At 41.0% G+C, this 1,987-nt stretch carries 3 protein-coding genes; all 3 read left to right on the top strand.

Annotated elements, in window-relative coordinates:
* Positions 1 to 572: hypothetical protein (locus ACXAFR_RS27265; RefSeq protein ID WP_475183302.1), on the top strand; the 572-nt coding region annotated here is incomplete at its 5' end.
* A 266-nt stretch (positions 573 to 838) separates the two neighbouring features.
* On the top strand, positions 839 to 1,159 hold the full coding sequence (locus tag ACXAFR_RS27260) for a 2OG-Fe(II) oxygenase (RefSeq protein WP_475183300.1): 321 nt from the start codon (positions 839 to 841) through the stop codon (positions 1,157 to 1,159).
* 14 nt (positions 1,160 to 1,173) lie between these two features.
* Positions 1,174 to 1,629 (top strand): N-acetyltransferase family protein, encoded by a 456-nt coding sequence (locus tag ACXAFR_RS27255; RefSeq protein ID WP_475183298.1) that lies wholly within the window; start codon positions 1,174 to 1,176, stop codon positions 1,627 to 1,629.
* Positions 1,630 to 1,987 lie beyond the last annotated feature (358 nt).

The raw sequence follows: 1,987 nt of genomic DNA, 5'->3' as shown, positions 1-1,987 counted from the left end.
GAAAAGTAATTGTTTTGTTAAAAGGAATTTATAAACGTATGAGAATAATTAAGACGCTGTCTATGATTATAGTTCTGATAGCAATAGCCTTGGTGTTTTTTTATAGGCAAATCATTTCTGGTCTATTACTGCCGCAGTATATTGATTGGGCTTATGAGGTTGATAGAAGGGGTATGGAGGTAGGTAAGCCTCTGGACAATAGACAATTTTCGCTAGCTTCTGATGTTGGAATAAACCATCCGGAAGAAGTAAGGATTGTGTATGTCGATGAAGTGCCTTTTCCGTACGAGAATGCCGCACTAAAGTTCTTCGGAGAGAAGCTTGGTTTTATTGGTGAAGGAATAATCAACAACGCACAGGTTTTTGGATATTCAATCTATGTACGAAAAGAGTATGAGTTAAATAGGCCAAGACTCGCTCATGAGTTAGTGCATGTACAGCAGATTGAAGACTCTGATTTGGAGAAAATCGTGAACCAGTATTTTTCTGATCTGGAAGTCTACGGGTACGAGAAGGCGCCACTAGAGCTGGAAGCTTTTGAAGCAAATAAGATGTACAGTGCTGACTGGTAGTTAAACGTAAGAGCCTTTAAAGCAAAGTTATAAGAGGTTTTGGAAAGGTGATAAAATATAAAAATGGCGCATTCGTTGTTGAAGGTTTTCTGTCGGAAAGCGAGTGTGCGACATTAATTTCACAAAGCGAATCCATCGGTTATCAAGTCTCGAAGATACAAACGAGCCTAGGAGAATAAGAGTCCACTTCTGTACGAAATAATGAGCGTATTATTTTCGATGACTACGACCTGGCAAGGTTATATTTTGAAAGGTTTTTGCCTTTTTTGCCTGACGAAATTGATACATGGAAACCGAGTGGATTAAATGAAAAGTTTCGCTTTTATCAGTATGTTGGTGAACAGTATTTTAAGTGGCACGTTGATGGTTCTTTCAAGCGCGATTATTTCGAAGTTAGTAAGTTAACGATGCTTCTTTATTTGAATGATGATTTTGATGCTGGGGAAACAGAATTTGAAGATATCAAAATTCAACCGAGGCGAGGTTTATTGCTGGTTTTTCCACATCGGTTAAGGCATCAAGGCGTTTCTCCTAAAAATGGCAGTAAGTATGTGCTTTGCACCGATGTTATGTACGCAAAATCGTAAAAAAATGAGCTGTAATGAATATTCGAGATTATAGAGGCGCCGATTGGCGAGAGTTATGTAGTATACATGACGTCGCCAGATTGGATGAATTAGCGCAGGCGTCTCTTTCAGATGCCTTTTTACCCTTAGAGATCGCAGCGGAAAGAGAGTGTCTGTTTGACTATAAGATACTGGTTGCCGAGACGTGTGGAAAATTATTGGGGTTTATCGCGTTTGACGAAGAGGAAATTGCCTGGCTTTACGTCGAGCCTGATAGCTATCGGAAGGGCGTAGGCCGCGCGCTGGTTATGGAAGCGGTAAGGTCCGCAAATACCGCTTTGACGATTGAAGTTCTGCACAGCAATTTGAAGGCTGTTCAATTTTATGAAAGCTGTGGTTTTACGCTCATTGGAACCGATTCCGGACAGATGCCCGGAAATGAACAATTTGCCGTCAGCGTTCACATTCTAAGCAATGCTGTTGATGTTTGATGCTTTATAGACTCTTTTATGATCCGCTTGAATGTTACAGGAGAGCACTCTAGCTTCCAGCGATTAGCACTAATTCGGCAAAGCTGGATTATAAGGCAACGGTTTTGTGATTCACCTCTCATTTTTACGCCCCTGTTCATTCGGATTTTCGGTAGACTTCTACAGTTACCACGTTGATTATCCTCGCTTGACGCTGTATTCAGGTGGTTGTTGATGGAAGCGTCAAATTTCATCAAGGATGCGGCTGTTGATAGTTGACGGCCACGCTGTATAAGATTCACAAGGAGTACTCAGTGAAATTTCCGTACATTTTTGTTTTATGCCTGTCTCTTTCTCTGAGTTGGTTTGTTGAGGCTCA

This window comes from Pseudomaricurvus sp. ABR4_320 (assembly GCF_056159445.1).
Note: the sequence above shows the minus strand (reverse complement) of the source record. Positions and strands in the feature narration are given on the sequence as shown.